The sequence below is a fragment of the Micromonospora luteifusca genome, from assembly GCF_016907275.1.
GTDB classification, from domain to species: domain Bacteria; phylum Actinomycetota; class Actinomycetes; order Mycobacteriales; family Micromonosporaceae; genus Micromonospora; species Micromonospora luteifusca.
Window position 1 is genome coordinate 3,723,310 of record NZ_JAFBBP010000001.1, and the last position, 23,684, is coordinate 3,746,993.

The following is a 23,684-nucleotide window of genomic DNA, read 5'->3' on the forward strand; positions in this document are numbered from 1 at the left end:
GCTCGCTGAACCTTCGTTAGGGTGGCGTCCATGACCGCTCCGCTGGACCTGCTCGATCTGGACCCGTCGCTCACCGACGAAGAGCGACAGATCCGCGACGTCGTCCGCCAACTCGTCGACGACCGGGTGCGCCCGCACGTCGCCGACTGGTACGAACAGGGCCAGGTGCCCGCCCGCGAGCTGGCCCGGGAGTTCGGCAAGCTCGGCCTGCTCGGCATGCACCTGACGGGCTACGGCTGCGCCGGCGCCTCCGCGGTCGCCTACGGGCTGGCCTGCCAGGAGCTGGAAGCCGCCGACTCCGGCGTCCGTTCCCTGGTCTCGGTGCAGGGCTCGCTCGCCATGTTCGCCATCTGGCGCTACGGCAGCGCAGAGCAGAAGCAACACTGGTTGCCGCCCATGGCCACCGGCGAGGCGATCGGCTGTTTCGGCCTGACCGAACCGGACCACGGCTCCGACCCTGCCTCGATGGCCACCCGGGCCCGCCGCGACGGCGACGACTGGGTGCTCACCGGCGGCAAGATGTGGATCACCAACGCGCCGATCGCCGACGTCGCGGTGATCTGGGCGCGCACCGACGAGGGCGTACGCGGCTTCCTCGTCCCCATGGACACACCCGGCGTCACGGCCCGGGAGATCCACCGCAAGATGTCGCTGCGCGCGTCGGTGACCGGCGAGATCGTGCTCGACGACGTCCGTCTTCCGGCGGACGCCCAACTACCCGAGGCGATCGGGCTCAAGGCACCCCTGAGCTGCCTCACCGAGGCCAGGTACGGCATCGTCTGGGGCTCGGTCGGCGCCGCCCGCGACTGTCTGGAAACCACCCTGGCGTACGCCACCACCCGCACCCAGTTCGGTCGCCCGCTAGCCGGCTTCCAACTCACCCAGGCCAAGCTCGCCGACATGGCCGTCGAACTGGTCAAGGGGCAACTGCTCGCGCTGCACCTGGGCCGGCTCGCCGACGCCCAGCGGTTGCGGCCCGAGCAGGTCAGCGTGGGCAAACTGAACAACGTGCGGGAGGCCCTGGCCATCGCCCGGCAGTGCCGCACCATCCTCGGCGCCAACGGCGTCTCCGGTGAGTACCCGGTGATGCGGCACGCCAACAACCTGGAGAGCGTGCTGACGTACGAGGGCACCTCCGAGATCCACCAACTGGTCGTCGGGCAGCGGCTCACCGGGCTCTCCGCATTCGCCTGACCTGCCCGAATCCGCAGTCCCGGCGCTCGACGCGCGACTGTCGCAGTGGGGCCGTACCGTCATCGGCAGACGACGTGTCTGACGAGGACGGTGAGCGTGATGGCCCGCGACGCTGGCAACAACGAGCCCACGAGGGAGTTTCCCGGTTACCCGACCGGCGACGATCTCCGGGAGCGGTCGACCGCTACACCCGAGCCGACCACTGATACACCGGGCGGCCCTGGAAGTGCCGGCGGCCCCGGTGGCCCCGGCGGTCCGCCCGCCGGTCCTCCCGGCGGCCCAACCGCCGGTGGCGACGGTGGTGGTGGTGGTGGGGCCGCTCGCGGTCTGCTCCTGCTGCTCGGCGCAGCCGCGCTGGCCGTGGTGGTGCTGCTCGGCATCCAGGCGACCGGCTTCCTGCCGGAGTTCCGCAACCCGTTCGCCAAGGAGCAGACCGACCGCAGCCAGCCACCGCTGCTGAAGTCGATCCAGGACCTCAGCCGCTACGTGGCCGCCGAGGGTAACTTCCAGGTCGTCGTCGACACCCAGAACGACCGGCGCAACGTGCCAGACTTCCTGCTCAACGAGCGCACCCTGTTCGTCGGCGCCGGCAGCGTCGAGGCGTACGTCGACTTCACCAAGATCGGTGAGGGTGCCATCGTCCAGTCCGCCGACGGCAAGTCCGTCGAGATCAAGCTGCCCGCACCGCAGCTCGGCGAGACCAACCTCGACATGGAGAAGAGCTACGTCTTCGCGGAGCAGCGCGGTCTGCTCAACCGGCTCGGTGACCTGGTCGGCAACGACCCCAACCGACAGCAGCAGATCTACCTGCTCGCCGAGGACCGGATCACCGGTGCCGCCCGGGACAGCGGCCTCGCCGCCCGGGCCCAGGACAACACCCGCAAGATGCTGGAAGGGCTGCTGCGCTCCCTCGGCTACCAGCAGATCACTGTCACCTACACCGCCCCCTGATCTGCCACACCCCGTAACGCCGAAGCGCCCGCCCCGACTGTCCGTCGGAGCGGGCGCTTCCGTTTCGGCCGTCACTCCGCCGAGCGTCCGGCGGTAGGTCGGTGCTGCGCTGTGGCCCGGGCTCTGCCGCGTCGCTTGGTCACCATGATCGACCCGACATCGGCGACATGGGGGTATCCCGAGCACGAGATACCCCCATGTCGCCGATATGGAGTGGATCAAGGCGAGGCCGGCGCCCGTTCCGGGCACCACCCGCAGGCGGCCCGTTGCCGATCCGGGAGGCCAACCGGCCCGTTGCCGGTCCGGGAGGCCACTGACGTGGTGGCCTCCCGGATCAGTGCGACTGCGACGGTGCGTGGTTCGGTCTGGCGGCGCGGCGAGGGTCAGCGCTGGGTGGAGGCCAGGTAGCGGTCCTCGTTCGGCATCAGGACCCACAGCACGAGGTAGACGATCACCTGGGTGCCGGGCAGTAGCAGGGACAGCAGAAACAGAAGCCGGACCATGAACGGCGACGTGTTGAACCGGCGAGCCAGGCCGGCGCAGACACCGGCGATCATGCGTCCCTCGCGGGGTCGGACCAGTTTGCGACTCATCGTCGTACTCCCACTCTGCGGCGGTGCGCCGCGTCTGCAATCCACGGTAGACAGGGTTGGCCAACTCGCCCTCGGTCCCGAGGAGGATCGGCAACCCGTGGACCCGTAGGTGCTTTACCCCGGCCACCCCTCCCTGACGCCCCCAGCCAGAGCCCGCGCCAGGCCCAGACGCGAAGCCGAAGCCGAAGCCGAGGCCGAAGCCGAAGCCGAAGCCGAAGCCGGAGCAAGGCCGTGCTCGTTCCTGGAGGTAGTGGCCTCGGGGGCGGCAGGAGACCACTGGAACCTGGATCGAGTGTGATCTTCCGGTGGCGGGCAGGCGACGGTCAGGTGCCCGCGTTCGAGCGGACGGCTGGGCGCTGAGCTGGGCGGGTAGGCTGGCTGATCGGGCACCCACACCCCCGGGTGACCGGCACCACACAGCCACGAGTGGGGCCGCCAGACCGGTGGCCACAACCGGGTCGGTTCCCGTACACCGGGCCGACGGCGAGGAAGCGCAGCCATGATCAGTGTTTTCGACCTCTTCAGTGTCGGCATCGGCCCGTCCAGCTCGCACACGGTGGGGCCGATGCGGGCCGCGCGCACGTTCGTGGCCGGGCTGAAGGCCGACGGCCTGCTCACCGACACCGCGCGGGTGCAGGCTGAGCTGTTCGGCTCGCTGGGTGCCACCGGGCATGGCCACGGCAGCGACCGGGCGGTGCTGCTCGGGTTGGCCGGCGAGTCCCCGGAGACGGTCGACACGGACACCGTCGGCCTTCGGGTGGAGCGGATCCGGGCCGAGCGGCGGATCAACATCCTGGACGCGCACGAGATCGACTTTGACCCGGATCGGGACCTGACGCTGCACCGCCGCCGGTCGCTGCCGTACCACCCGAACGGGATGACCTTCGTGGCGTACGACCGGGCCGGTGCCGAGGTGCGCAGCCGCACCTACTACTCCGTTGGTGGCGGTTTCGTGGTGGACGAGGCGGCGGCGGGCGCGGACCGGATCAAGCCGGACAGCACGGCAGTGCGGTACCCCTTCCTGACCGGGGCGCAACTGCTGGCGCAGACCACCGCGACCGGCCTGTCGATCAGCGAGGTGATGCTGGCCAACGAGCGTTCCTGGCGCAGCGAGGCGGACATCCGGGCCGGCCTGCTGGAGATTTGGCGGGTCATGCAGGAGTGCGTGCGGGCCGGTTGCGAGCGGGACGGCGTACTCCCTGGTGGGTTGAAGGTCCGGCGGCGCGCGGCGGAACTGCGGCGTGGCCTGGAGGCGGACGCCGGGACGGCCGACCCGCTGCACGTGATGGACTGGGTGACGCTGTTCGCCCTCGCGGTCAACGAGGAGAATGCCGCTGGTGGCCGGGTGGTCACCGCACCGACCAACGGGGCGGCCGGGATCATTCCGGCAGTGCTGCACTATTACACCCGGTTCGTGCCGGGCGCCGATGACGACGGAGTCGTGCGGTTCCTGCTGGCGGCTGGCGCGATCGGCGTGCTGTTCAAGGAGAACGCGTCGATCTCCGGCGCGGAGGTCGGCTGCCAGGGTGAGGTTGGCTCGGCGTGCTCGATGGCGGCGGCGGGGCTGGCCGAGGCGCTCGGCGGCACCCCGGAGCAGGTCGAGAACGCGGCCGAGATCGGGATGGAGCACAACCTCGGGTTGACCTGTGACCCGGTGGGTGGCCTGGTGCAGATCCCCTGCATCGAGCGGAACGCGGTGGCTAGCATCAAGGCGATCACGGCCGCCCGGCTGGCGCTGCGCGGCGACGGTGTGCACAAGGTGTCGCTGGACAAGGTCATCAAGACCATGCGGGAGACGGGCGCCGACATGAAGGTCAAATACAAGGAGACGGCGCGTGGCGGTCTGGCCGTCAACGTGATCGAGTGCTGAGTCCGGCCGATTCGGGGCATTCGTTCACCGACTGCTAACCTGTCGTCCGTTTCAGGAGGCGGGAGGCTCGCGGTGACCTCTGGCGTCGCGGCCCTGTGGTCGCACCGCAACTCGCTGCGCATCCTGGTCAGGCGCGACCTGGCGGTCAAGTACCAGCAGTCGGTGCTGGGCTACTTCTGGTCGTTGATCGAGCCGCTCGGCATGGGCGCCATCTACTGGTTCGTGTTCGGGGTGCTCTACTCCCGGGACACCGGAAGGCACCTCGGCGAGGCGGCCGGGTCGTACCCGCTGTTCCTGATCACCGGGATCTTCGCCTGGATGTGGACCAGTTCGGCGTTGAGCGAGGCGACCAACGCGCTGACCGGCCAGTCCCGGCTGATCACCACGATGAACGTGCCGCGTCAGGTCTTCCCGATCGGCCGGGTCACCGGCCGGTTCGCCGAGTACGCTGCCGGCCTGCCGATCCTGATCGCCATCGCGGTGATCTACGCGGTGCACGGTCGGATCCACCCGGGCTGGTCGCTGCTCTCCCTCCCGCTCGCGGTGGCGCTCCAGGCGGTTCTGTTGACCGGGCTCGCCCTGTTGCTGTCCGCGTGGAACGTGCTGATGCGCGACGTGGAACGGTTCATGCGGTTGATCATCCGGGTGCTCTTCTACGCCACGCCGATCATCTATCCGCTCAGCCTGGTGCGGGAGTCCGGCCTGCCCGGTTGGCTGAAGGTGGTGTACGAGTTGAACCCGCTGGTCGGGATCTTCCAACTGCACCACGCGATCTGGTACCCGGACGAGTTCCCGGACGCCCGGCTGCTCGCCATCACTGTCGTCGGCAGCCTGCTGGTGCTGGCCGCCGGCTGGTGGTCGTTCCGCCGGTTGGAACCCGCCGTGCTCAAGGAACTCTGAGATGGCCGCGCCGATCATCGAGGCCGACGGCCTGGGCATCCGGTTCGTCCGGAACCGTCGCCGCCAACTGCGGCTGCGGGAACTGTTCATCCACCGGGGCGGGCGTGGCGCCCTGCCGGGCCAGTTCTGGCCGCTGCGCGACGTGTCGTTCACCGTCGCGCCGGGCGAGACCATCGGAGTGATCGGCCGCAACGGCACCGGCAAGAGCACCCTGCTGCGGCTGATCGCCGGGGTGCTCATCCCGGACGAGGGCACGATCCGGGTGCACGGTGCGGTGGCACCGTTGCTGGAGTTGTCGGCCGGTTTCTCCAACGACCTGACCGGGCGGGAGAACCTGCACCTGGTCGGTGGGCTGCACGGGCTGTCGACGAGCTATCTGAAGCGGCACTTCGACGAGATCGTCGAGTTCGCCGGTGAGCAGGTGGAGCGGGCCATCGACACGTCGGTGCGGCACTACTCGTCGGGGATGAAGGTGCGGCTGGGCTTTGCGATCATCTCGCACCTGCCGCACCCGATCCTGCTGATGGACGAGGTGACCGCGGTCGGAGACGCGGAGTTCCGCAAGAAGTGCTACGCGACAATTGATCGTCTGCTCGGGGAGGGGCGCACGCTGGTGCTGGTGTCACACAACGAAAAGGACCTGACCCGGTTCTGCCGTCGGGGGTTGTACCTCGACGCGGGCCGGTTGACGCTCGACGGCACGATCGCCGAGGCACTCGACGCGTACCACGCCGCGGTTCCGCGGTGACGCTCGCGATCGTGCTCGCCGCCGGGACGCCCGCGGCGGGCCTGACCACCGCGACCGGCGAGTCGCTGGCCGACCGCCTGGCCGCACAGTTGCGTCGGGCCGGGGCGGACGGGGTGCGCTTCGCCGCCGACCTCGACGAGTTGGCCGCGCTGGTCGACACCGCCACCGCGCCCGTGCTGATCACCGGAACCGACCTGGTCGCGCACACCGCCGTACTGCGACACCTGGCCACCAGCCCGGTGGGGCCGACGGTGGCGCTGGTGCTCGGCGACCCGCCGGTGCCCGGGCGGACCGCCGTCCGGGAGGAGCGCGGCCAGGTGGTCGACGCCGGGGCGGTGGACGCCCTCGACGGGGACGCCACCGCTGTGTTCGGCGGCGCACTGCGGGTCGGCGTGGACGATCTCCCGACCCTCGCCGCCGCGGCGCGGGCGGCGGGTGGCCCCGGGCCGGCCGTGGACCGGCTCTTCGCGGGCCTCGCGGCGCTCGGCACCCTGATCTTCGCCCAGCGGGTGCGCCTGCTCGTCGCGCACCGGGTCGAGGACGCCTCCGGGCTTGCCGCTGCCGAGGCGGCGGTGAACGCGGTCGACGAGGACCGGGCCGAGCTGCGGCTGTCGGTGAAGGAGAAGGACGACTTCTTCACCACCTACTTCGTCAGCACCTGGTCACCGCAGGTGGTGCGGTTGGCGGCCCGGCTCCGGCTGACACCGACCGGCGTGACGGCGATCTCGGTGCTCTTTGCGCTGGCCGCTGCGGTGCTGTTCGGGGTTGGTGGGCGACCCGCGCTGGTCAGTGGTGCGGTGCTGCTCTACCTCGGCTTCGTGCTCGACTGCGTGGACGGCCAGTTGGCCCGCTACACCCGGCACTTCAGCGCCTGGGGCGGCTGGCTGGACACGATGGCGGACCGGGCGAAGGAATACCTGGTCTACGCCGGTCTGGGCTTCGGGGTGAGCCACGCCGGGCTGGGCAACGGTTGGGCGCTCGCGATCGCAGCGATGACGTTGCAGACCGTCCGGCACATGACCGACACCTGGTACGGGGTGCTGCACGACGAGGCGGCCCGCCGACCGCGTACGGCGACGGGGGCCGGCGGTGGGATCGGCGACCGGCTCAACGCGGCGTCGACCCGGGTGCAGGCCGACACCGGTTCGGTGTCCTACTGGCTGAAGCGGACCGTCGTCTTCCCGATCGGTGAGCGGTGGGCGCTGATCGCGCTGACCGCGGCGCTGTTCAATCCGCTGGTCAGCCTGATCGCGGTGCTGGTCTGGGGTGCGTTGGCGTTCGCGTACACCGGGGCGTTGCGGACGCTGCGTGCCCGCTGGATGTGGGTGCCGGTGCTGGACACGGTCGACGCCACCCTGCACCGCGACGACGGGCCGCTGGCCCGCCGGCTGCCGGTGGTCCGCCCGATGGGGCCGCTCACCCTGGCGGTGATCGCCGCGCTCGGCCCGGCGGTGCTGCTGGTCGCGGCGCTGCTGGGCGACGCGCCCGACGGGTTGCGTTGGGCGGTGCCGGTGGCGCTGCTGGTGCTGCTGGTCGGCGGTCTGGGCGCCGGGGCGGCGCACAACGGGCCGCTGGACTGGCTGGTGCCCGCGGCGCTGCGGGCCGCCGAGTACCTGTTCGCCATCGCGGTCGGGGTGGTCGGCGACGTGCCAGGTTGGCTGATCTTCGGGTACGTCTTCGTGCTCACCGTGCACCACTACGACCTGACCGCTCGACTGGAGAAACGGCAGGCGGCACCGCCTCTGCACCTGGCTACGCTGGGCTGGGAGGGGCGTTCGACACTGCTGGCCCTCGCGGCGATTGGCGGCACGGCAGGTGCCGGGCTGGCTACACTCGGTGCCTACCTTCTGGTGGTTTTCGTGGTGAGCGTCGTCCTGGCCTGGTTCGTCCGACCGGCTGGTAACACGCGGGCGTCGGTCGCGCCGGTGGGCGCTGGAGGTGCCGCGCCACGCTGACGGAGGGACGGCCGGGTGACCCTGATCAGTTTCGTGGTACCGGCCTTCCGGGTGCAGGGATACCTGCGCGAATGCCTGGACTCCATCCTCGGTCAGCCGGAGACCGACATCGAGGTGATCGCCGTCGACGACTGCTCGCCGGATGCCAGTGGCGACATCATCGACGAGTACGCGGCCCGCGACCAGCGGGTCCACTCGGTCCGGCTGCCGGAGAACGTGGGCCTCGGTCCAGCCCGCAACATCGGGCTGGACCGGGCCGTCGGCGAGTACGTGTGGTTCATCGACGGTGACGACTGGCTGGCGCCGGAGTGCCTGACGGAGGTCGCCGAGCGGTTGCGCGGCACCCGGCCGGACGTGCTGCTGGTCGATCATGTCCGCACCCACTGGAACGACACCGCCACCCGCAGTGCGATGGCCGAGGTGTTTCCGGAGTCACCCGGCACGGGCACCTTCCAGCTGCGGGACCGGCCGGAGGCGATGCGACTGCTGCACACCGCGTGGAACCGGCTGGTCCGCCGGGAGTTCCTGGTCGACCTGGGACTGCGCTTCGCGCCGGGCTGGTACGAGGACGTCTCGTTCAGCTACCCGGTCCTGATGGCGGCGCAGCGGATCGGCGTACTGGATCGGGTCTGCGTCAACTACCGGCAACGCCGCGCCGGTGCGATCACCCGGACCCGGGGGGACCGGCACTTCGAGGTCTTCCCCCAGTGGCACCGGGTCTTCCACCTGATGGATTCGTGGGGTTCGGCGACGGACGCCCTGCGGCCGGCGGTCTTCGAGCGGATGATCTGGCACTACCTGACCGTGCTCGGCAACGGCCAGCGGATCGCTCCGGAGTTGCGGCAGGCGTTCTTCGCGCAGATAACCGCCGACTACGAACGCTGGCTGCCGCCCGGGGGCTATCCGGTGCCCGACGGCGTGGAGGGGATCAAGCACCGGCTCGTCGCCGCCGGCCGCTGGCGCACCTTCAGCGCGTTACGGACCGCCGGCCGGGCCCGCGACACCGCCCGCAGGAAGGCCCGCTCCGCCCGGCGCCGGGTCGGCCCGGTTGCTCGGCGCGGTGCCCGGCTGACCCGCGACGGTCTGCTGCGCGAGTACTACCGCGCCGAACTGCATCGGCCGATCGATCCGACACTCGCGGTGTACGCCTCCTACTGGTACCGGGGATACTCCTGCAACCCGGCGGCGATCTACGAGATTGCCCGGCAGTTGGCGCCGGGGGTGCGCGGGGTGTGGATCGTGCGTCGGGACCGGGTGGACACCGTGCCGACCGGGGTGGAGTACGTGGTCGCGGGCACCCCGGCGTACTTCCGGGTGCTCGCCCGCGCCCGGTGGCTGATCAACAACGTCAACTTTCCGGACTTCGTCCGGAAGCGACCCGAGCAGGTGCACCTGCAGACCCACCACGGCACACCCGTGAAAGTGATGGGCCTGGATCAGCAGCGCTACCCGATCGGCGCGGGCCGGATGGACTTCGCCGGGCTGCTGCGCCGGGTGGACCGCTGGGACTACAGCGTCAGCGCGAACAGCTTCTCCACCCAGATGTGGGACCGGGCGTACCCGGCCACCTACACGACCCTGGAGGTGGGCTACCCGCGCAACGACCGCCTGGTCACCGCCGGCCCGGACGAGGTGCGCCGGCTACGCGCGGAGTTCGGCCTCGGCCCCGACGAGCAGGTCGTCCTGTACGCCCCGACGCACCGCGAGCATCTCCCCGGCTACCGGCCGCCCTTCGACCCGGACCGGTTCGTGCGGGCGCTGGGTGACTCGGGTCGGCTGCTGATGCGCAGCCACTACTTCCACGATCGTGATCGGCGTCCCGGCCGGCCGGTGGACTGGGAGCGGGTTCGCGATGTCAGCGGCTACCAGCGGGTGGAGGATCTCTACCTGATGGCGGACGTGCTGGTCACCGACTATTCGTCGGCGATGTTCGACTATGCGGTGCTGGACCGGCCCATCGTTCTCTACACCCCGGACTGGGAGGCGTACCGGCTGGCCCGGGGTGTCTACTTCGACGTGACGGCCGAGCCGCCCGGCGCGGTAGCCACCACCTTCGCTGATCTGCTCGACCTGTTCCGTACCGACGCCGTGCGCTCGGAGGCGGCGACCAAGGCGCGCGAGCATTTCCGGGGCAGGTTCTGCACATTGGACGACGGGCGGGCGGCCGAGCGGGTGGTGCGCCAGGTGTTCCTGGGGGAGCCGAGCGAGCAATCATCGCGCTGCTGATCGCGCCTATTGTCGTGTAATAGCAGCGTCATTTGCCGAACATAAGACGTTTACCCGATGTGCTAAACCGATGATCCTGGTCACAGTCTTCTGGGGTTTGGCAACGACCGGGGGAGGCGTCGGTGAGCACCGTCACGCTCAAGGATGTGACGAAGGTCTTCAGGGATGGCACGCTGGCCGTCGACAGCATCAACCTGGATGTGAACGACGGCGAGTTCATGGTGCTGCTGGGGCCGTCCGGCTGTGGCAAGTCCACGGTGCTGCGGATGATCGCCGGGTTGGAGGATCCGACCACGGGCGCGGTCATGCTCGACGGGGAGTTGGCGAACGACCTGCCTCCACGGGATCGCAAGATCGCTATGGTCTTCCAGGATTTCGCGCTCTACCCGCACATGACCGTCGGCGACAACATCGCCTTTCCGCTGCGACTGGCCGGGGTGGAGCCGGAACCGCGCGGTGAGCGCGTCGGCGACGTGGCCAGTGCGCTGGGCATCGGTGACGTGTTGGCCCGCAAGCCGGGTCAGCTCTCCGGCGGGCAGCGCCAGCGGGTCGCGATGGGCCGGGCGATCGTCCGTCGGCCCGGCCTGTTCCTCATGGACGAGCCGCTTTCCAACCTGGACAGCGGCCTCCGCGCCGAACTGCGCGCGGAGATCTCGGGCCTGACCCGGGAGTTGGGCGTCACCACCGTCTACGTCACCCACGACCAGGCCGAGGCACTCACCATGGCTGACCGGGTGGCCATCATGCGTCGGGGCGTGCTCCAGGACGTGGGCACACCCACCCAGGTGTACGGCCGGCCGGCGACGCTCTACGTGGCCGCCTTCCTGGGCAGCCCACGGATGAACCTGCTGGAGGCGTCGGTCTACGTCCACCTCGACCGGTACGTCACGCTCAACCTCGGTGAGCAGTCGCTCTACCTGCCCTGGAACGACATTCGCAGTCGGGCCGTCGCGCACTACCACGGTGAGCGGATCGTGGTCGGCATGCGAGCCGAGGCGCTCACCCCGGTCGCCCCGGACAGCCCCGGCGACGTGCTGCGCGGGCGGATCCGCTACCTGGAGCACCACGGGCACGAGTCGCTGGCGTTCCTCGACATCGGCGCGACCGCCATCATGGTCGACGAGATGGGTGCGCCACTCGAACCGCCGCCGGTGGGTCAGCGTGGTTTGCGTCGGTTCGGCTCGGTGATGCAGCGACTCACCGGCAAGCCGGTGGAGCCGATGGATGTCCCGAGCGGCGGTGGCACCCAGACCAGCGTGCTTCCCGATCCGGGTCGGCACCACCGCCGCCCGGCGGAGCTGGCGGTGCGGCTGGCACCGTACCCGGCGGTCAGCGCCGGTCACTCGCTCGCCGTCTCGGTGCGGATGGACGCACTGCACTTCTTCGACGAGCGTGGCGCCCGGATCGACGTGGGTTGGCGTTGACGACTCGCCGGAGCGGGGTGGCGGGCGTGCCACCCGGTGTCCTACCGTCTGCCCACCCAGTCCACTGTGAAAACCACCGAGAGGGGTGCACCCGTGTCGGGTGACCGTCCCAGCCCGCTCGTCATCGAGCGCATCCTGAGGGATCGCGTAGGCATCTGGCAGCAGGTCGTGGCCGAGCGTGACCTCAACGCGTTGACCGGGCGGATGCTGGCCAGTTCCGCCATCGCGCTGGCCTGCTACGGGGCGGTGCTGGGTGCCTTCCACAGCCCGCTGATGGCCCTGACGTCGGCGCTGAAGCTGCCACTGCTGTTCCTGGTCACGTTGGCCATCTGCCTGCCCACGCTCTACCTGTTCAACCTGGTCTTCGGTGCCCGGCTCTCGGTGCGTCAGTCGTTGGCGCTGGTGATGGTGGCGATCACGGTCACCTCGATGCTCGCGGTGGCGTTCGCGCCGATCAGCCTCTTCTTCCTGATCACCGCGCCCGACTACGGGTTCTTCAAGCTGCTCAACGTGGCGATCCTGACCCTGTCGGCGTTGGTCGGGCTGCGCTTCCTGACCGGCGGGATGCAGGTGCTCAACGACCACGGTCTGCTCGCTCCCGAGGTTGCCAAGGCCCAGGTCCACACGCAGGCTGTGCCCGTGACGGCGCCGGCCGCGATGCCTGCCGCGCCGACGCCGGCTGCGGTGCCCGCCGCCGCCGCGCCGGCTGTCGCGCCGGTCGCCGGTCAGAGTGCCGAGCCGGTCGCCGTGCCAGCCGGACCTCCGGTGGCTGAGTCGACCCCGAACGGGGCCACGACCACTGCGCCGGTGCCGGCTCACGTTCCGGCGCAGTGGAGCGGCCAGCCGGCCGGTGCCCCGTTCGCGCCCGGTCACCCGGTGCCGCCCGGCTACCCGGTGGCGCAACGCCCGTGGGGCACGCCGCCGGTGCGACGGGGCGAACCGACGCAGCGGCCGGCCAGCATGACCCTGCTCTACATCTGGATCCTGCTCTTCGGCTTCGTCGGCACCCAGCTGGCGTGGACGCTGCGCCCGTTCTTCGGCGACCCGGGCCAGGATTTCGCCTTCTTCCGCAGCATCGACGGCAACTTCTACGCGGAGATCCTGCGGACGATCGCCAACCTCTGAGCACCGGCCAAGAGCGGGGAAATCCCTGCTTGCTGGCCTGATTACCGACGAGTAACGTCAGGTCATGACCACCGATTCCCGCCAGGTGACGACCGGCATGCTCGAAGCGGTGCCCTTCGCCCGTACGCTCGGCTTCGAATTCGTCGAGGTGGCGCCCGAGGCGAAGGGCGGGGTCCGGGCAGTCGTCCGGATGCCCGACTCGTCAGCCACCCACAACCACCTCGGTGGCCCGCACGCAGGCGCCATCTTCACCCTCGGCGAGACCGCCTCCGGCGCGGTCGTGCTGGCCGCCTTCGGGCAGCTGCTCGACCGGGCCGTGCCGCTCGCCGTCCGGGCCGAGATCGCCTACCGCAAGCTCGCCATGGGCCCGGTGCTGGCCACCGCGCGACTCGTCCGGCCGGCCCTCGACGTGATCGAGGAGCTGGAGTCCGGCCGGCGGCCGGAGTTCGAAGTCGAGGTGGAGATCGCGACCGAGGACGGCCAAACCACCTCGGTCATGACCGTGGTTTGGACGCTGCGACCGAACTGAACCGGGCGGGGGCGGCGGAAACGGGTTTGCGGACCCGACAGGGTGGATAGATTCGTACCGTGCTGGGCCTACCTGCTCACGTGACCGCCTGTCTCTTCGATCTGGACGGTGTGCTGACGCAGACCGCCCGCGTGCACAACGCCGCCTGGACGCAGACGTTCGACGAGTTTCTCCGGCAGCGGGCCACCGCCTCCGGCGAACCGTTCCAACCCTTCGACCCCGGCCCGGACTACAACCGCTACGTCGATGGCCGGCCCCGCGCCGACGGCGTCCGGTCGTTCCTCGCCTCTCGTGGGATCGTGCTGCCCGAGGGGTCCCCGGACGACCCGCCGGACGCCGACACCGTCAACGGCGTGGGCAACCGCAAGAACGTCCTGCTGCTGCAGCGCCTGCGCGACTCCGGCGTCGAGGTCTACCCGGGGTCGGTGCGCTACCTGCAGGCGGCAACCACCGCCGGGCTGCGCCGAGCCGTGGTGACCGCGAGCGCCAACGGAGCTGAGGTCGTCGCCGCCGCCGGGCTGGAGCCGCTGCTGGAGGCCAGGGTCGACGGGTTGGTCGCCCGGGCTCAGGGGCTGCGCGGAAAACCGCACCCGGACACGTTCGTCGCCGGGGCCAGGATGCTCGGCGTCGACCCGACACAAGCCGCCGTCTTCGAGGACGCGCTCTCCGGGGTGGCCGCCGGCCGTGCCGGTGGGTTCGGATACGTGGTCGGCGTCGACCGGGTCGGGCAGGCTGACGAGTTGCTCGCGCACGGTGCCGACATCGTGGTGCAGGACCTTGCCGAACTGCTGGACACCGCCGATCGGCCGATGCCGACCGGCAACGCTGCCGCGCACCACTCGGCCACCGAACGGGGCAACGCGTGATCCGGGAACGGGCCTATCCGGTCGAGCCGTGGCACGTCCGCGAGATCCGGCTGGACATGGACGTGCTGGCGCAGTCGGAGTCCGTCTTCGCGCTCTCCAACGGGCACGTCGGGCTGCGGGGCAACCTCGACGAGGGTGAACCGCACGGCCTGCCGGGCACCTACCTCAACTCGTTCTACGAGCTGCGTCCGCTGCCGTACGCGGAGGCGGGCTACGGCTTTCCCGAGTCCGGGCAGACCATCGTCAACGTCACCAACGGCAAACTGATCCGCCTGCTCGTCGACGACGAACCGCTCGACGTGCGCTACGGGGAGCTGCTGGCCCACGAGCGGATCCTCGACATGCGGGCCGGCACCCTCCACCGGGAGCTGCACTGGCGCTCGCCCGCCGGCCGAGAGGTCAAGGTCCGCAGCACCCGACTGGTCTCGTTCACCCAGCGGTCGGTCGCCGCCATCAGCTACGAGGTGGAGGCCGTCGACGGCCCGCTGCGGCTGATCGTGCAGTCCGAGTTGGTGGCCAACGAGTCGCTGCCCGCGCAGAGCAAGGACCCCAGGGTCGCGGCGGTGCTCGAGTCACCCTTGCAGGCCGAGGAGGAGTTGACCACCCCGGACGGCGGGCAACTGATCCACCGCACCAAGGTCTCCGGTCTGCGGGTCGCCGCGGCGATGGAGCACGAGGTGCACGGCCCCGACCACACCACCATCGAGTCCGAGGGATACCAGGACTGGGTACGCACCACGATCGCCTGCGTGCTCCAACCCGGCGAGAAGCTGCGGGTGGTCAAGTACCTGACGTACAGCTGGTCGAGCAGGCGGTCGCTGCCCGCCCTGCGCGATCAGGTGGGTGCGGCGCTCGCCGGCGCCCGGTTGGACGGCTGGGACGGGTTGCACCGGGAGCAGCGCAACTACCTCGACGCGTTCTGGGATGCGGCCGACGTGCTGGTCGAGGGTGATCCGGAGGTGCAGCAGGCGGTCCGGTTCGGTCTCTTCCACGTGCTCCAGGCCGGCGCCCGGGCCGAGCAGCGGCCCATCTCGGCGAAGGGGCTGACCGGCCCCGGCTACGACGGGCACGCATTCTGGGACACCGAGATGTTCGTCCTGCCGGTGCTCACGTACACCCAGCCGAGTGCGGTGCGCAGCGCGTTGCAGTGGCGGCACAGCACGCTGGAATCGGCGAAGGAACGGGCCGAAACGCTCAACCTCAGAGGTGCCGCATTTCCCTGGCGAACCATCGAAGGGCCGGAATCCTCCGGATACTGGCCGGCCGGCACGGCGGCCTTCCACATCGCCGCCGACATCGCCGACGCCATCCGCCGCTACGTCATGGTCACCGGAGACGCCCAGTTCGAGCGGGAGGTCGGGCTGGAACTGCTGGTGGAGACCGCCCGACTGTGGCGCTCGATCGGCCACCACGACCGGCACGGGCAGTTCCACATCGACGGCGTTACCGGTCCGGACGAATACACCGCCGTGAAGAACGACAACATCTACACCAACCTGATGGCGCAGCGGAACCTGCTCGCTGCCGCCGACGTGGTGATGCGCTACCGGGACGAGGCGTTCCACCTCGGGGTCACCGACGAGGAGGCGGCCAGTTGGCGGGACGCCGCGACGTCCATGCACGTCCCGTACGACGAGGAGCTCGACGTCCACCAGCAGGTGGAGGGCTTCACCCGCCTCCAGGAATGGGACTTCCCGCACACACCGGCGGAAAAGTACCCGCTGCTGCTGCACTACCCCTACTTCGAGCTGTACCGCAAGCAGGTGGTCAAACAGGCCGACCTGGTCCTCGCCATGCACTGGCGAGGGGACGCGTTCACCCCCGAGCAGAAGGTGCGCAACTTCCTCTACTACGAGCGCCGCACCGTACGCGACTCGTCGTTGTCGGCCTGCACCCAGGCAGTGCTCGCCGCCGAAGTGGGTCACCCGGAGTTGGCGCACACCTACCTGCGCGAGGCCGCGCTGATGGACCTGCACGACCTCAACGAGAACACCCGCGACGGCGTGCACATGGCGTCGTTGGCTGGCGCGTGGCTCGCCCTGGTCAGTGGGTTCGGCGGTCTGCGGGACCACCACGGTGAGCTGTCCTTCGCGCCCCGACTGTCCAGCCGGCTCAACCGGCTGGAGTTCTCACTGCAGTGGCGCGGACTGTCGTTGCGGGTGGATGTCCGGCCGCACCAGACGACGTACTCGCTGCGTCATGGCGGCCCCGACGACGTGGTGGAACTACGCCACCATGATCAGGTGCTGCGGGTCAGCTGCGACGAGCCGGTGACCGTGCCGGTGCCGCCGGCCGAGCCGTCCGGCCCTCTGCCCGAACAGCCACCGGGCAGGTCACCGCTGCTGCGGTTGCCCGAACGCGTCGACGAGCAGTGACGGTCGGGGCGGGAGTTCCCGCCCCGACCGCCAGCGCCTACGTCACGTCAGATGGGTTCGCCGGTCGACGGACGCCCAATCGCGTCCCGGGGCGCCATCGCCCGGGGATCGTCGGGCAGGCGGGCCTCGACGGCCCGGTCCCCAAAGTCCTTGTTGCGCTCGACGTCCTGTTCGCGCCGGTTCCGCTCGTCCATCTGCTGCTGTCGGGACGTCTGCTGCTTGGCCATGACGATCCTCGCGATCCGTCGGGGCGCGGTTGCGCCGACACGGTCTGCGGTCGCTCGTCGCGTACCCGATGGTCATTTCGGCAAACGCGGCCCGCAGTGGGGGCCGCTCGGGTGCGTGCGGCCCGGTGGGCGGGGTACCCGGGCGGCAGACGAGCACGCGGAGGTGGGGGCATGGACGAGCAGCGCAGCAGTACGGTGACCATCCAGGTCGGGGACGCTCAACTCCCCGCCGATCTGATGCTGCCCGCTCAGCCGAGCGGTGTGGTGCTCTTCGCGCACGGTAGCGGCAGCTCGCGGCACAGCCCCCGCAACGTGGCGGTGGCCCGCACGCTGAACGGCAGAGGGCTCGGCACGGTGCTGGTGGACCTGCTCAGCCCGATCGAGGACGAGGTCGACGCCCGCACCGCCGAGCTGCGGTTCGACATCGGCCTGCTGGCCAGCCGGCTGGCCGGGATCGTTGACTGGTTGGCGGTGGAGCGTCCCGCCGGTGACGTTCCGATCGGTCTGTTCGGGGCCAGCACGGGGGCCGCTGCGGCCCTGGTCGCGGCGGCGTCCCGGGCGGATCGGGTGGGTGCCGTGGTCAGCCGGGGCGGTCGGCCGGACCTCGCCGGAGACGCGCTGGCGCAGGTGCGTACCCCGACGTTGCTGCTGGTGGGCGGCCTGGACGAGGAAGTGATCACGCTCAACAAGCGTGCACTGGCTGAGCTGGGGGAGGTCGGTGAGCTGCGGGTAGTCCCCGGTGCCACCCATCTCTTCGAGGAGCCCGGCACCCTGGAGCAGGTCGCCGACGAGGCCGGTACCTGGTTCACCACCCACCTCAGCTGATGATCAACCTGCCGACGTGAGGGCCGAGGTGGAGCGGCGCTGTTGAACGGTGTCGATGATGCGCCAGACGACGGCGGTGATGGGGACGCTGACGAAGGCGCCGGCAATCCCCGCGATCAGCGTGCCAGCGGTCACCGCCACCAGGATCACCGCCGGGTGCAGCCGGACCTGTCGCTTCATGATCAGCGGCTCCAGCAGGTTGCCCTCGATCTGCTGGACGGCGACCACTGCGGCAAGGGTGAGCAGTGCGGTGGTGGGGCCGTTCGCGGCCAGTGCCACCAGCACCGCCACCGCGCCGGCCACCGTCGCCCCGATGATCGGCACGAAGCCCCCGAGGAAGGTGATCAGCGCCAGCGGTAGGGCGAGCGGCACTCCCAGCACCACCAGAGCCAACCCGATGCCGAGCGCGTCGATGGCGGCGATCACCATGGTGCCTCGGCTGTACGCACCCAACGTCTGCCAACCCGCCCGGCCGGCCTCGGCCAGCACGGGCTGATTCGGACCGGACACCCGCGACAGCACCCAGTGCCACATCGACCGGCCGTCCTTGAGCAGGAAGAAGAGCAGCACCAGGGCGAGCAGTGCGGAGCCGAACACCTCGGTGGCGGTCCGGGCACCCGCCACCGGGTCCGGAGAGCTGCCGCTCAGCCCCTGCCGGGCCTGGTCGACCAGCCGGTCCAACTGTGCGTCGGTGACCGGCAACGTGGACGTCAGGAAGTCCCGACTGCGCTCGACCCCCTGCGTCAACTCCTGGCTGAGCTGGTCGAACTGACTGGCGGTCAGGTTCCACACCAACGCGCCGACGCCGACCAGGATGCCGAGCAGCAGCAGTACGGTGCAGAGCGCGGCGAGCGCCGCCGGAAGGCGCAGCCGACGCAGCAGCAGGAGTACCGGGTCGAGCAGCGCAGTGAGGAAGATGGTGGCGGCCAACGCGATGGCCAGCGGCGCCAGCAGGACGGCGATCCGGCCCAGCAGGTACAACCCGGCGACGATCACCACCAGGCAGGCGCTCCACAACACCGCGGTCCGGACCAGCCAGGGAAGCGCCTCCCACGTCTGGCGCGGCCCGGGGCCGCCTGTCGTCGCGCCGGGGCCCTCTGCCGCCATGTCGGTCCTCCTCGATCTCGCCGAGTCGGTACCCGCCCGGGCGCTCGCCGACACCCCTTGTCACACCAACGCCGGACGACGGGTCGGCGCCGTGGGTCGCCGTACGGTCGTCCGGGGCGCGGGTGCCTGCGGTGACGGTGGTGCCGAACCGGCAGGATTGCCCTGCCGTCGCCGGGGTAACCGCCGCCATGGCCGACGACCGCTCACCCGCCGACCGCGAGGTTTCGCGGCTCGACGAGGCGGCCAAGCGGAGCGGCCGGGCGGTTGAACGGGTGCGGCACCGCAGCGGGCAGGCCGGGCGGATCCGGGCCCGGCAGTGGGAGGTCACCCTGGTGATCTCCCTCCAGGCCGGGCTGGCTGCGGCGATCGCCGCCCTGCTGGCCAAGAACCTGCTCGGCCCAGGAGCGCACGTCTTCGCTCCCGCTGCCGCCGTCGGTACGATCGCCACCGCCATCGGGCAGCGGGCCCGACGCACCTTCGCACTGTTGAGCGGCGTGGCCCTGGGCATCATCATCGGCGACACGCTGCGTTTCATCCTCGGCTCGGGCCCGTGGCAGACCGGCGTGGTGGTCGCGCTGGCCATCGCCGCCGCGTTGCTGGTGGCCGGGAAGGGCGGCCCACTGGTCGGTCAGGCCGGCGGTACCGCCGTGCTGATCGCCACGCTGGCCCCGATGAACAGAGGCCTGGAGGTGCCCCGGATCTTCGACGCGCTCGTCGGCGGGGCGGTCGGCCTGGTGGTGGTCGCGCTGCTGTTGCCGGTCAATCCGATTCGAGTGCTGGACCGGGCTGCGGCGCCGATCTACACGACTCTCTGTGAGCAGCTCGACGAGTTGGCGCAGGCGATCCGGACCCGCGACGGCGACCGGACGATGCGCGTCCTGGACCGCTTCCGTAACACCGAGGACGACCTCGTTCGGCTGCACGACGCGCTCAGCGGGGCGGAGGAGGTGGTGACGATCGCTCCGGCCCGTTGGCACCGCCGCGAGCAGTACCACCGGTACGCCCGCAGTGCGGATCACCTCGAACGGTTGATGCTGGACAGCCGTGCCATGGCCCGCTGGTCGACGACCGCGCTGCAGTACGGCGAGCCGATCCCGCCGGAGCTGCCGGACGCGATCAGCCGACTGGGTCAGGCAGTGGCGGAGATGCGTAGGGAGCGCAAGTACGGTGACGACCCCGAGCGCACCCACCGGTTGATCGAGCAGTGCGCCGAGTTGGCCGGGCGAGCCTCCGCGAGTGGGGTCGGCTCGTTCGGTGAGTCGCTCGTCACCGGCCTCCGTACCGCGGCCAGCGACCTGCTCCGGGCCTGTGGGTATGAACCCGACGACGCCAACCGGGTCGTGCGCCGGGCGGCCGGTGCCGGCGAGGCCAAGGTTCACCCGCCGGCACGGCGACAAATGTTCCGGGCTCGGCCGACGCGAGGCGCCCGAGCTCGGCGACGCGCGCACCGGGCTGCCGCTCGGAGGCGCAACGACGGCCGGGCCGGCCTTCCCGCGAGGGAGAGACCGGCCCGGTGAACCATCAGGGTCAGGAGGAGTAGCCGCGCTCGGCGATCCAGTTGGCGACCTTCGGCAGGCTCACCCAGTACTCGCCCAGCGCCGGGTCGGCCGGGTCGGCGACCCGGATGGTGTCGCCACCGTCCCGGTAGCCGACGAGGGTGACGTAGTGACCGCCCTCGTACGAGTGCGGGTTGCCGTCGGTGTCCACCGTCGTGCCCTTGATGTTGGCCACCACCGGTCGCCCGGCGTCGACCGCGGCCAGCACGTCCCGGCGCAGCTGCTCGACCTGTTCGGGACGGGCCACCGAGTCACGAATTTCGGTGGTTCGGTACTTCCCGCCGGTCAGCTCGTTCAGCACCCGCGTGGTGTCCAGCGCCGACGGGGTGCCCGCCTCGGTGGTGCCCAACAGATTGGCCACCGCGTCCTGGGAGAGCGCCTTGCCCTGGGCGGACAACGCGATCCGGGTCGCGGCCGGGCCGCAGTAGTAGAAGTTCGGCTGAGCCTGGTAGTCGATGCCGAGGATCCGCTCGGCGGACCGGTCGGTCTGGCTCGACGAGGTCGCGGCAGCCTGCACCGGGGCAGCCTGCGCGGCTACCGCCGGACTGAGGGCGCAACCGCCGGCGACCAGCAGGCCGACGACGGACAGACCGCTCTTCTGGACGATCGGGTTCATGATCGAGTCTCCGTTCTGGGGGTTCCCGCCTCCGACCGGCGGAGGACGGCAGCACCGGGAATGGCGCTCGGTCAGCACAGGGAGCGACGACCTTCGGCCGATCTCGGCCGTGGGCGTACCGGGTAGGTAACGGCTCTACGCCGGCGGGCATTCCGCCGGCGCGGGTGTCGGCGTCGCGATCAGGTGTAACGGCTGCCGGCTGGGCGGGATTCCGCCGGATCCCTCGCCGTCGGTCTCCGCGGCGGTCGGGTCAAGCGTGGCCGGATAACTCGGAGCGATATAGGCCACGACCGTCCGAGCGGGCCCGGGTCGGCAGGTACGGGGTCAAACCTCCACAGCCAAGATGTGGCTCAGTCCGGCATGAATCCGGCACCGGCCACGGCGTCAGAGGCTCCCGAGCAGTCCGGTCACGGTGATCTCGATGACGACTCGCTCCGGATTCGGACGGGGGGTCCGATAACGCTCGGCGTAGCGGCGCTCCGCCTCCGCCACGGCGGCCCGATCCGTCCGGACGACCGCGCGGCCCTCGATGGTCAGCCAGCGGCGGCCATCCACGTGGCACACGGCCACCGCCGCGCCCGCCGCGCCGGCAGCGGCCACCTGGCGGGCCTTGCGCGAACCGCCGGAGGTGATGACGCGGGCCAGTCCGGCCGTCGGGTCGAGGGTCACCCCCACCGGTACGACGTGTGGGGTGCCGTCCGCGCGCAGCGTTGTCAGCGTCGCGAGGTGCCGTTCCGCGCAGAAAGCGACAACACGCTCATCGTGCACATTCAACCGATGATCGCCCGCCATGGCCGTCCCCTGTTCACCGAAACCGACCACGATCATGGCATGCGGCGGCCGACGCGGTCCCGATCCGGGTTGGCGCCCGGCTGATCGGCCAGTTGGCTGCCGGTCGCGCGGCGCTTCTGCACCAGCCGGGTGAGGTAGATCAGCGCGGCGGCCAGGACACCCATGTCGTCCAGGTAGATCGGATCCGGAAGCACGTCCACCGGGAAGATCGTGTAGATCAGCGCACCGTAGAAGGCAACCTTGCCGCCCGCGCCGAGCCCGGTCAGCAGTCGTCGCGTACGCACCACCCGCACCGCCAACACCACGGCACCGACCAGTGTGGCGATCGCCAGGATTCCGGCGATCACCACGAGGACCCACGCCTGTCGGGACATGTCGTCACGCTAACCCACCCGACGGCGTGCGGCTCAGAACGCGGCCACCGTCGCGCGCCCGCGGGCGATGACGTTGTTCTCCCGGGTCTGCTCGGCCGATGGCCGGGCAACCTCGCTGAGCGGTAGTACCGACGCCGGCTCCTCGACCCGTCGCCCGGTGGCGGCGTGGGCTTCCTCGCGCAGACTGCGGGCCGCCGCCACCGCCAACTCCGCCGCCCGCCACGCAACCTGCTCCTGCTCGCGAGCGGCGGCGTGTCGAGCCGCCAGGTTGTCCCGAATCGCGCGCTGCAGAACCAACTCCTGCTCGACCGGGTGCAGCCGTGGATCCCAGCCGTCGCGGTGCGCGAAGACCTCGCTGAGCTGCTCCACGGACAGCTCCCGCCGCCAGTACGCGTCCAGCGCGGCACGGTGCAGGTAGCGCTCGCGGTCCGCGTACTCGGCGGGAGTCCGGGCGGTCTGCGGCAGTGGCATCGCCGCCGCCGCGCCGAGCCGGCGGACGGCAGCCTCGGCAGCCTCGTACGTCTGCCAGGCCGCCTCGACCGCCTCCTGTGCGGTCACCCATTCCGCGCGGCGACGTTGAGCGGTGGTGGTCGCCCGTGCCGCGGCCACCGCGATCTCCTGCGCGTACCGGCTCTGCTCCCGTTGCTCCTGCGCCCGTTCGAGTTGGCTCGGCATGGCCGCGCGGCGGATCCGGGCGCCCGGGTCGAGGCGGAGACGGCCGGGCCGCAGCAGGAGGACAGAGACGACGACCCCCACCACCCCGAGCAGGCTCAGCCAGATGACGGCAGCCCGGGACAGGTCGGGCAGGGCGGCGGAGAGGATGGTTTGCATGATCAGCACCTCGCGGTCGAAGGCGGGTATCGACGGGGGCAGGAGAGGCCCGACAGCAGCGGTCGCCCGAATGACGGAGTGATCCGTCGCGGGGCGACTCAGCTGCCGCCACGGACGACCCGGGATCGGGCCCCGGGGATCGCCGGGCCTAGATCAGCGGGTGGGCGGGCCGCGTCGGGCGGGAACGCCACGGCCGGGATCGATGGCCGCCGCGTGCCCGGGGCCCTCCGCGATCGGACCGGTCACCCCGGCGGTGTCGACCCTGCCAGCCGACCGGGCGGCAACGGGCTGGCCGGCCCGCTCGGTGTCCGGCGCGGCATCGGGGCGGACAGTGGCATCGGGGCCGACAGTGGCCACCCGGCTGCTCACGGCGCTGGGCCGTAGTTGTGTCGGGGCGGGCGGTGCGGTCGCGGCGAGAGCGCCGCCGAGGCCGACCGCGAGCACCAGCGCGGTGATCGCCAGTCGGGTCAGCTCACGCAGCGAGCGCAGCACAGCCCAGCGGGCTGGGCGGGCGGGCGCTGCGGACGACACCTGACCAACCTATCGCCCGCCCCAGCAAGTCGCAGCACGGCGACGGCCCAGACCGGCGTGACCGCCACC

The 23,684-nt window shown here is 70.8% G+C and carries 22 protein-coding genes; 14 read left to right on the forward strand and 8 right to left on the reverse strand.

Translation table 11 applies throughout. The features are described 5' to 3' along the window. The first annotated feature begins 30 nt into the window (after nucleotides 1-30). Both JOD64_RS16900 and JOD64_RS16905 read left to right on the forward strand, forming a co-directional pair. Nucleotides 31-1,194 carry an acyl-CoA dehydrogenase family protein gene (locus tag JOD64_RS16900; protein WP_204943098.1) on the forward strand — a complete coding sequence of 388 codons (1,164 nt, stop codon included), beginning with the start codon at nucleotides 31-33 and terminating at the stop codon, nucleotides 1,192-1,194. 99 nt (nucleotides 1,195-1,293) lie between these two features. After that, nucleotides 1,294-2,145 carry a DUF4230 domain-containing protein gene (locus JOD64_RS16905; RefSeq protein ID WP_204943099.1) on the forward strand — a complete coding sequence of 284 codons (852 nt, stop codon included), beginning with the start codon at nucleotides 1,294-1,296 and terminating at the stop codon, nucleotides 2,143-2,145. Nucleotides 2,146-2,528: 383 nt separating this feature from the next. Here the strand turns inward: JOD64_RS16905 and JOD64_RS16910 are convergent, their stop codons facing one another. Next, nucleotides 2,529-2,738, reverse strand: coding sequence for a PspC domain-containing protein (locus JOD64_RS16910; RefSeq protein WP_204943100.1), 210 nt, complete (start codon nucleotides 2,736-2,738; stop codon nucleotides 2,529-2,531). Between the two features lie 499 nt (nucleotides 2,739-3,237). On the opposite strand from JOD64_RS16910, the gene JOD64_RS16915 reads away from it, so the two are divergent. From JOD64_RS16915 to JOD64_RS16960, 10 genes are all read left to right on the forward strand, one after another. After that, complete coding sequence (locus JOD64_RS16915; protein ID WP_204943101.1) at nucleotides 3,238-4,608, forward strand: L-serine ammonia-lyase; 1,371 nt, start codon at nucleotides 3,238-3,240, stop codon at nucleotides 4,606-4,608. A gap of 72 nt (nucleotides 4,609-4,680) precedes the next feature. Continuing rightward, nucleotides 4,681-5,508 carry an ABC transporter permease gene (locus tag JOD64_RS16920; protein ID WP_184180913.1) on the forward strand — a complete coding sequence of 276 codons (828 nt, stop codon included), beginning with the start codon at nucleotides 4,681-4,683 and terminating at the stop codon, nucleotides 5,506-5,508. A gap of 1 nt (nucleotide 5,509) precedes the next feature. Beyond that, on the forward strand, nucleotides 5,510-6,256 hold the full coding sequence (locus JOD64_RS16925) for an ABC transporter ATP-binding protein (RefSeq protein ID WP_204943102.1): 747 nt from the start codon (nucleotides 5,510-5,512) through the stop codon (nucleotides 6,254-6,256). After that, a complete protein-coding gene (locus JOD64_RS16930; RefSeq protein WP_204943103.1) occupies nucleotides 6,253-8,211 on the forward strand; it encodes a DUF5941 domain-containing protein in 1,959 nt (652 codons plus the stop codon). The genes JOD64_RS16925 and JOD64_RS16930 overlap by 4 nt, the downstream gene beginning before the upstream one ends. Nucleotides 8,212-8,226: 15 nt before the next feature. After that, a complete protein-coding gene (locus JOD64_RS16935) occupies nucleotides 8,227-10,437 on the forward strand; it encodes a bifunctional glycosyltransferase/CDP-glycerol:glycerophosphate glycerophosphotransferase (protein ID WP_204943104.1) in 2,211 nt (736 codons plus the stop codon). A gap of 122 nt (nucleotides 10,438-10,559) precedes the next feature. Further along, complete coding sequence (locus JOD64_RS16940) at nucleotides 10,560-11,861, forward strand: ABC transporter ATP-binding protein (protein WP_204943105.1); 1,302 nt, start codon at nucleotides 10,560-10,562, stop codon at nucleotides 11,859-11,861. 93 nt (nucleotides 11,862-11,954) lie between these two features. Then, nucleotides 11,955-12,986 (forward strand): hypothetical protein, encoded by a 1,032-nt coding sequence (locus JOD64_RS16945; RefSeq protein ID WP_204943106.1) that lies wholly within the window; start codon nucleotides 11,955-11,957, stop codon nucleotides 12,984-12,986. A 64-nt stretch (nucleotides 12,987-13,050) separates the two neighbouring features. After that, entirely contained in the window at nucleotides 13,051-13,515 is a 465-nt protein-coding gene (locus JOD64_RS16950) for a DUF4442 domain-containing protein (RefSeq protein WP_204943107.1), read from the forward strand. A gap of 59 nt (nucleotides 13,516-13,574) precedes the next feature. Beyond that, complete coding sequence (locus tag JOD64_RS16955) at nucleotides 13,575-14,381, forward strand: HAD family hydrolase (RefSeq protein WP_204943108.1); 807 nt, start codon at nucleotides 13,575-13,577, stop codon at nucleotides 14,379-14,381. Then, a complete protein-coding gene (locus JOD64_RS16960; protein WP_204943109.1) occupies nucleotides 14,378-16,756 on the forward strand; it encodes a glycoside hydrolase family 65 protein in 2,379 nt (792 codons plus the stop codon). Before JOD64_RS16955 ends, JOD64_RS16960 begins: the two co-directional genes overlap by 4 nt. Before the next feature lie 47 nt (nucleotides 16,757-16,803). Here JOD64_RS16960 and JOD64_RS16965 read toward each other — a convergent pair whose 3' ends face one another. After that, nucleotides 16,804-16,983 carry a hypothetical protein gene (locus JOD64_RS16965; protein WP_204943110.1) on the reverse strand — a complete coding sequence of 60 codons (180 nt, stop codon included), beginning with the start codon at nucleotides 16,981-16,983 and terminating at the stop codon, nucleotides 16,804-16,806. A 171-nt stretch (nucleotides 16,984-17,154) separates the two neighbouring features. On the opposite strand from JOD64_RS16965, the gene JOD64_RS16970 reads away from it, so the two are divergent. Then, a complete protein-coding gene (locus JOD64_RS16970) occupies nucleotides 17,155-17,808 on the forward strand; it encodes a dienelactone hydrolase family protein (RefSeq protein ID WP_204943111.1) in 654 nt (217 codons plus the stop codon). A 3-nt stretch (nucleotides 17,809-17,811) separates the two neighbouring features. On the opposite strand, the gene JOD64_RS16975 is transcribed toward JOD64_RS16970, so the two are convergent. Next, the gene (locus JOD64_RS16975) at nucleotides 17,812-18,915 is read right to left on the reverse strand and encodes an AI-2E family transporter (RefSeq protein WP_204943112.1); all 1,104 of its coding nucleotides are present in this window, start codon (nucleotides 18,913-18,915) and stop codon (nucleotides 17,812-17,814) included. A gap of 131 nt (nucleotides 18,916-19,046) precedes the next feature. Between JOD64_RS16975 and JOD64_RS16980 the strand changes: the two genes are divergently transcribed. After that, entirely contained in the window at nucleotides 19,047-20,432 is a 1,386-nt protein-coding gene (locus tag JOD64_RS16980; RefSeq protein WP_307813446.1) for an FUSC family protein, read from the forward strand. A gap of 10 nt (nucleotides 20,433-20,442) precedes the next feature. Here JOD64_RS16980 and JOD64_RS16985 read toward each other — a convergent pair whose 3' ends face one another. The 5 genes from JOD64_RS16985 to JOD64_RS17005 all read right to left on the reverse strand — a co-directional run bounded on the left by JOD64_RS16985 (nucleotide 20,443) and on the right by JOD64_RS17005 (nucleotide 23,615). Further along, on the reverse strand, nucleotides 20,443-21,087 hold the full coding sequence (locus tag JOD64_RS16985; RefSeq protein ID WP_204943113.1) for a C39 family peptidase: 645 nt from the start codon (nucleotides 21,085-21,087) through the stop codon (nucleotides 20,443-20,445). Between the two features lie 384 nt (nucleotides 21,088-21,471). Next, a complete protein-coding gene (locus JOD64_RS16990) occupies nucleotides 21,472-21,879 on the reverse strand; it encodes a pyridoxamine 5'-phosphate oxidase family protein (protein WP_204943114.1) in 408 nt (135 codons plus the stop codon). 32 nt (nucleotides 21,880-21,911) lie between these two features. After that, complete coding sequence (locus tag JOD64_RS16995) at nucleotides 21,912-22,253, reverse strand: YkvA family protein (RefSeq protein WP_204943115.1); 342 nt, start codon at nucleotides 22,251-22,253, stop codon at nucleotides 21,912-21,914. A 33-nt stretch (nucleotides 22,254-22,286) separates the two neighbouring features. Then, nucleotides 22,287-23,084 carry a hypothetical protein gene (locus tag JOD64_RS17000; protein ID WP_204943116.1) on the reverse strand — a complete coding sequence of 266 codons (798 nt, stop codon included), beginning with the start codon at nucleotides 23,082-23,084 and terminating at the stop codon, nucleotides 22,287-22,289. Nucleotides 23,085-23,237: 153 nt separating this feature from the next. After that, on the reverse strand, nucleotides 23,238-23,615 hold the full coding sequence (locus tag JOD64_RS17005) for a hypothetical protein (RefSeq protein WP_204943117.1): 378 nt from the start codon (nucleotides 23,613-23,615) through the stop codon (nucleotides 23,238-23,240). Between the last annotated feature and the right edge of the window lie 69 nt (nucleotides 23,616-23,684).